Raw genomic sequence first — 5874 nt, forward strand, 5'->3', positions numbered from 1 at the left:
TGGCTCCTATATGCCGATCCGCCGCTGGCTCCATTACGCCGATCACGCTCTGGCTCCAATACGGCGGTCAGCAACTGGCTCCTACTTGCCGATCACGGCGTGGCTCCTATACGGCGGTCGGTGACACCCGGCAAGTGAGGCGTTTACGACTATGTTTTGCGAGGCTGGCCGGATCGAAGCCGGCGAATCCTTGGTGTTTGCGACTTCCCGGACACGTGTGGTCGAATTGCCACGCCGGATCGCAAGGTTTTCCGCGGTGGGCTGTTTACGACTGTATTTGCTCTGAACAGCTGTGCGGGCAAGACGAAGTCACATCAGATACTTCTCATGCACCGCCGTGCGCCGTGCCAGGGTGCATGCTCCAGCGTTGCACGCGAGTGGCTGTCTCTCGACAACGTCATGCCCCGCGCGGGCCCACCCACTTCAGGAGAACTGATGTTTGACCACGTCAAATTCGGAGTCAGTGACTACGCAGCGAGCAAAGCGTTCTTCCTCAAGGCGCTCGAACCGCTCGGCCTGACTGTCGTCTCGGAGGGGGCCCCGACGTACGGCGTCGAACTCAGCCAACCCGAGGGCAATGTGTCGTTGTGCCTGTACCAGACCGAAGCGAAGCCGGCCCCTCTTCACTTGGCGTTCATGGCGGAGAGTCGCCAGCAAGTGGATGCCTTCTATCGCGCGGCGCTGGAAGCGGGGGGCAAGGACAACGGTGCGCCTGGCCTGCGCCCGCACTACCACGCGAACTACTACGCCGCTTTCGTCATTGGCCCGGATGGGCACAACATCGAAGCGGTCTGCCACAAGCCCGGGGCCTGACCACAACTACTGTACGTAAATACAGTATCATCGCACTTCGCAGTTGCCCCTCACAGGAGCATTCGGGGAGCCGGGCTCAAGGCCCGGCTCCCTTTCTTTTGGCTGGCGCCGCATCGCCCTGGCCGCCGAACAGGTCGAACACGACGCCCCGCAGCCAGCGGTTGGCCGGAGCGCGGTGGTACTTCGCGTGCCAGAACACGTTGATCGCCACATCCGGCAGCCTGGCCGGGTGCGGCAGCTTCACCAGCCCGAAGGGGGCGAGCAGGCGGTCGGCGAGGCGTTCGGGCACGGTGGCGATCAGGTCCGACCCCTGCAGGATGTGGCCGACACTGACGTAGTGCGGCACGGTCACCCGCACGGTGCGCGCGACGCCGCTGCGCTGCAGCAACTCGTCGACCTTGCCGTGCCCGGTGCCCTCCGAGATCACCACCAGGTGCTCGGCCGAGCTGAAATCGGCCAGTGAGAGGCGGCGCTTGTCGAGCCGGTGACCCTGCCGCATCAGGCAGACGTAGCGCTGCGAGAACAGGCGCCGCTGGAAGAAGCCCGCCTTGAGCTGCGGCAGCAGCCCGATCGCCAGGTCGACCTTGCCCGACTCCAGCTCGTCGCGCAGATTGACCGCGGTGTTGCGCACCGTGCTCACCGACACGCCGGGCGCCTCGCGGTGCAGCCGGTCGATCAACGCGGGCAGGAAGTAGATCTCGCCGATGTCGGTCATGCCGATGGTGAAGGCGCAATCGGCGCTCGCCGGCTCGAAGCTGGTGCGCTGGTTGATGCCGCTGTGGATCATCGCCAGCGCGTAACTGACCGATTCCGCCAGCTGATCGGCGTAGGGCGTGGGTTCCATGCCCTTGGGCGTTCGAAGGAACAGCTCGTCGCCAAACAGCTTGCGCAGCTTGGCCAGCGAGTTGCTCACTGCCGGCTGGGAGATGCCGAGCACGTCGGCCACCTTCGAGACGCGGCGCTCGACCAGCAGCTGGTTGAAGACGACGAGCAGGTTGAGGTCGAGTTCGTGCAGTTCCATGGGGCTATGCCGCCGCGATGAGACATCACTGGCAGTGATACACCTTATACGCCAAATCCCGTTGGCGGATCTTGGTGCCGACGCCATCATGCCGGCCATGGAGCTCCTGATCCAGCCGCTGCAGAAGGTCATCGACGTGACGCCGGGCGCCAACCTGCTCGAGGCGCTGCGCGGCGCGCAGGTGCCGATGTCGTACAGCTGCATGGCGGGCCGCTGCGGCACCTGCCGCTGCCGGGTGGTGCAGGGGGAGGTGCTGGATTCGGGGCGGGCGCAGCAGAACCCGTTGGACGGGCGCGATGCCTACGTGCTCGCCTGCCAGACCTTTGTCACCGAGCCGTGCACGATCGAGATCCCGGAGCCCGACGAGATCGTGGTGCACCCGGCCCGCATCGTGAAGGCCACCGTGCAGGCGGTCGAGACCCTGACGCACGACATCAAGCGCGTCGTGCTCAAGCCGGCCAAGCCGATCGAATTCTCGCCGGGGCAGTACGCGCAGCTGCAGTTCACGCCGGACCACGCGCGGCCCTACTCGATGGCGGGCCTGGCCGAAGATGGCGCGCTCGAGTTCCACGTCCGCGTCGTGCCGGGCGGGCGCGTGTCCGGCTACATCGCCAACGAGCTGAAGGCCGGTGATGCCGTGCGGGTGAGCGGGCCGCTGGGCACGGCCTACCTTCGCCGCAAGCACGAGGGGCCGATTCTGTGCGTGGCCGGCGGCACCGGCTTGGCGCCGATCCTCTCGATCCTGCGTAGCGCCGTCGCCGACGGCATGCGCAATCCGATTCACCTGTACTTCGGCGTGCGCTCCGCGCGCGACCTCTACGGGCTGGATTGGCTGTCGGAGCTCCAGCGCCAGCACCCCGGGCTGAAGCTGAACATCGTCGTCACCTCGGGCGCAGAGCCCCGCGCGCACCGCTGCGGCCTCGTCACCGAGGCGATCGAGCAGGACCTCGACAGCCTCGACGGCTGGCGCGCCTACCTGTGCGGCTCGCCCCCGATGGTCGAGGCCGCGACGCTGCTGGCCCGCCGCAAGGGCATCGACCCGGCGCGGGTCCACGCCGACGCGTTCTACACCCAAGCGACCTGACACCTTCGACCAGGACCCGGCATGAACCACGACAACACGACGGCCGTCTTTCCCACCGAAGCGCGCTGGGAGGGCGACGGCACGCACCGCATCCCCTTCCTGGCCTACACGAACGACGAGCTCTACCGGCGCGAGCTGGAGCGCTTCTTCTACCGGGGGCACTGGTGTTATGTCGGCCTGGAGGCCGAGGTGCCCCACCCGGGCGACTTCAAGCGCACGGTGGTGGGCGAACGCTCGGTGATCATGGTGCGCGATGCCGACGGCGCGATCCATGTGGTCGAGAACGTCTGCGCCCACCGCGGCATGCGCTTCTGCCGCGAGCGGCATGGCAACCGCAAGGAGTTCGTCTGCCCCTACCACCAGTGGAGCTACACGCTCAAGGGCGAGCTGCAGGGGGTGCCGTTCCGGCGCGGCGTCAAGCAGGACGGGCAGGTCCACGGCGGCATGCCGGCCGACTTCAAGACCAGCGACCATGGCCTGACGACGCTGAAGGTCGCCCGCCGCGGCGGCGTGGTCTTCGCCTCCTTCGACCCCGAGGTCGAGCCCTTCGAGAGTTATCTCGGGCCGACCATCCTCGGCTACTTCGATCGCCTGTTCAACGGCCGCCAGCTGAAGATCCTCGGCTACAACCGGCAGCGCATTCCGGGCAACTGGAAGCTGATGCAGGAGAACATCAAGGATCCGTATCACCCGGGCCTGCTGCACACCTGGTTCGTCACCTTCGGCCTCTGGCGCGCGGACAACAAGTCGCAGCTGAGGATGGACGAACGGCACCGCCACGCCGCGATGATCTCGACGCGCGGCTCGGGCGGCAAGGCCGGCCAGGTGACGCAGGTGTCGAGCTTCAAGGAATCGATGCAGCTCAACGACCCCAGCTTCCTGGACATCGTGCCCGAGCCCTGGTGGGGCGGGCCCACGGCGGTGATGACGACGATCTTCCCGAGCGTCATCCTGCAGCAGCAGGTCAACAGCGTGTCGACGCGCCACATCCAGCCCAACGGGCACGGCAGCTTCGATTTCGTCTGGACCCACTTCGGCTTCGACGACGACGGCGAGGAGATGACCCAACGCCGCCTGCGCCAGGCGAACCTGTTCGGGCCGGCGGGTTTCGTCTCGGCCGACGACGGCGAGGTGATCGAGTTCTCGCAGCAGGCCTTCGAGAGCAAGCCCTTCCATCGCGCGGTGGCCGAGCTGGGCGGGCGGGGCGTGGAAGACACCGAGCACATGGTGACCGAGACGCTGATCCGCGGCATGTACCGCTACTGGCGCAGCGTGATGGAGGCCTGAAGCCATGAGCACGAACCTGAACTTCGAGGACTGGCTGGCGCTGACCCAGCTCTACGCCGACTACGCGAGCGCGGTCGACTCGGGCCACTGGGACCTGTGGCCCGAGTTCTTCACCGACGATGGCGTGTATCGCCTGCAGCCGCGCGAGAACCACGAACGCGGCTTTCCGCTGGCGACCCTGTCGTTCACCAGCAAGGGCATGCTGAAGGACCGCGTCTACGGCATCAAGGAAACGCTGTTCCACGACCCCTACTACCAGCGCCACGTCGTCGGAACGCCGGTCGTGCGCAGCGCCGAGCCGGGGCGGTTCCGCTGCGAGGCGAACTACGCGGTCTTCCGCACCAAGCTGTCGGAAGCGTCGACGGTGTTCAACGTCGGGCGCTACCTCGACACGGTCGTGCGCACCCCGGCCGGCTTCAAGTTCGCGTCGCGCGAGTGCATCTACGACAGCGAAATGATCCCGAACTCCATCATCTACCCGATCTGAGGCCGGCCATGAGCACTGAAACCTGGGTCGACGCGCTGTCGGCCGACGACCTGCCCACCGACGATGTGACCGGCGTCATCGTCGCCGGGCGCGACATCGCGATCTACACGGTCGGCAGCCAGGTGTATGCCACCGACAACCTCTGCACGCATGGCCATGCCCGGCTGTGCGATGGCTTTCTCGACGGCCACGAGATCGAGTGCCCGTTGCACCAGGGCAAGTTCGACGTGCGCAGCGGCCAGCCGGCCTGCGATCCGGTGACCGAGCCGCTGCGCAGCTACCCCGTGAAGATCGACGGGCAGCGCGTCTACGTGCGGCTCGCCGCGCTCAGCCCTTGACGCACACCACCTGCTTCAAGGTGTGCACCACCTCGACCAGGTCCTTCTGCGCCTGCATCACCGCGTCGATGTCCTTGTAGGCCGCGGGCGTCTCGTCGATCACGTCCTTGTCTTTGCGGCACTCGACGCCTTCGGTCGCCGCCCGGTGGTCGGCCAGCGTGAAGCGGCGCTTGGCCTCGCCGCGGCTCATCACGCGGCCGGCCCCGTGCGAGCAACTCTCGAAGCTGTCGGGGTTGCCCAGCCCGCGCACGATGTAGCTGCGCGCGCCCATGCTGCCGGGGATGATGCCCAGCTGCCCGGCCTTCGCACTCACCGCACCCTTGCGGGTCACGTAGACGTCTTCGCCGAAGTGGCGTTCCTTCTGCACGTAGTTGTGGTGGCAGTTCACCGCCTCGAGGTGGCTCTGGAAGTTCTTGTGGATGACCGTCTTCGCGGCCTCGATCACGCGCTTCATCATCACCTCGCGGTTGATGGCGGCGAACTTCTGGGCCCAGCCGACGGCGCGCACGTAGTCGCCGAAGTAGCGGCTGCCTTCCTCAAAGTAGGCCAGGTCGCGGTCCGGCAGGTTTGCGTTGTTTCTGATCGCGTCTTGCTTGGCCAGCTCGATGAACATCGTGCCGATGAAGTTGCCCACGCCGCGCGAACCCGAGTGCAGCATGAACCACACGCTGCCCGCCTCGTCGAGACAGACCTCGATGAAGTGATTGCCGGAGCCCAGCGTGCCCAGGTGCTGGATGTGGTTGGTCTTGGCGATCTTCGGGTAGTCGCGGCACAGCGCGGTGAACTCGGGCTCGAGCTGCGCCCAGGCCGTGTTGACCGACCCCGGCGTCTTGCTCCAGGCGCC

Annotated in this window: 7 protein-coding genes; 5 read left to right on the plus strand and 2 right to left on the minus strand. The window is 66.6% G+C overall.

Annotation, left to right across the window (positions count from 1 at the left end; all coding sequences use genetic code 11):
- Positions 1-435: 435 nt before the first annotated feature.
- Entirely contained in the window at positions 436-813 is a 378-nt protein-coding gene (locus VJ693_RS00925) for a VOC family protein (RefSeq protein ID WP_324151581.1), read from the plus strand.
- Positions 814-889: 76 nt separating this feature from the next.
- Here VJ693_RS00925 and VJ693_RS00930 read toward each other — a convergent pair whose 3' ends face one another.
- The gene (locus VJ693_RS00930; protein ID WP_324151582.1) at positions 890-1834 is read right to left on the minus strand and encodes a LysR family transcriptional regulator; all 945 of its coding nucleotides are present in this window, start codon (positions 1832-1834) and stop codon (positions 890-892) included.
- A gap of 97 nt (positions 1835-1931) precedes the next feature.
- On the opposite strand from VJ693_RS00930, the gene VJ693_RS00935 reads away from it, so the two are divergent.
- Genes VJ693_RS00935 through VJ693_RS00950 form a run of 4 tightly spaced genes read left to right on the plus strand, consistent with a single transcriptional unit; the run spans position 1932 to position 5030 of the window.
- A complete protein-coding gene (locus VJ693_RS00935; RefSeq protein WP_324151583.1) occupies positions 1932-2918 on the plus strand; it encodes a 2Fe-2S iron-sulfur cluster-binding protein in 987 nt (328 codons plus the stop codon).
- Positions 2919-2939: 21 nt separating this feature from the next.
- Positions 2940-4205: an aromatic ring-hydroxylating dioxygenase subunit alpha gene (locus VJ693_RS00940; RefSeq protein ID WP_324151584.1), complete on the plus strand. Its 1266-nt coding sequence runs from the start codon at positions 2940-2942 to the stop codon at positions 4203-4205.
- A 4-nt stretch (positions 4206-4209) separates the two neighbouring features.
- Entirely contained in the window at positions 4210-4692 is a 483-nt protein-coding gene (locus tag VJ693_RS00945) for an aromatic-ring-hydroxylating dioxygenase subunit beta (protein WP_324151585.1), read from the plus strand.
- A gap of 8 nt (positions 4693-4700) precedes the next feature.
- Entirely contained in the window at positions 4701-5030 is a 330-nt protein-coding gene (locus VJ693_RS00950; protein ID WP_324151586.1) for a non-heme iron oxygenase ferredoxin subunit, read from the plus strand.
- Here VJ693_RS00950 and VJ693_RS00955 read toward each other — a convergent pair.
- On the minus strand, positions 5020-5874 hold an 855-nt coding region (locus VJ693_RS00955; RefSeq protein WP_324151587.1), incomplete at its 5' end, for an RtcB family protein. The genes VJ693_RS00950 and VJ693_RS00955 overlap by 11 nt on opposite strands.

The organism is Ideonella sp., from assembly GCF_035254525.1.
In the GTDB taxonomy this organism is placed as follows: Bacteria; Pseudomonadota; Gammaproteobacteria; order Burkholderiales; family Burkholderiaceae_C; genus Ideonella.

Bases quoted from the DNA above. Each gene is read 5' to 3' on its own strand.
- VJ693_RS00925 (WP_324151581.1), top strand. From the start codon at position 436: ATGTTTGACCACGTCAAATTCGGAGTCAGTGACTACGCAGCGAGCAAA.
- VJ693_RS00930 (WP_324151582.1), bottom strand. From the start codon at position 1,834: ATGGAACTGCACGAACTCGACCTCAACCTGCTCGTCGTCTTCAACCAG.
- VJ693_RS00935 (WP_324151583.1), top strand. From the start codon at position 1,932: ATGGAGCTCCTGATCCAGCCGCTGCAGAAGGTCATCGACGTGACGCCG.
- VJ693_RS00940 (WP_324151584.1), top strand. From the start codon at position 2,940: ATGAACCACGACAACACGACGGCCGTCTTTCCCACCGAAGCGCGCTGG.
- VJ693_RS00945 (WP_324151585.1), top strand. From the start codon at position 4,210: ATGAGCACGAACCTGAACTTCGAGGACTGGCTGGCGCTGACCCAGCTC.
- VJ693_RS00950 (WP_324151586.1), top strand. From the start codon at position 4,701: ATGAGCACTGAAACCTGGGTCGACGCGCTGTCGGCCGACGACCTGCCC.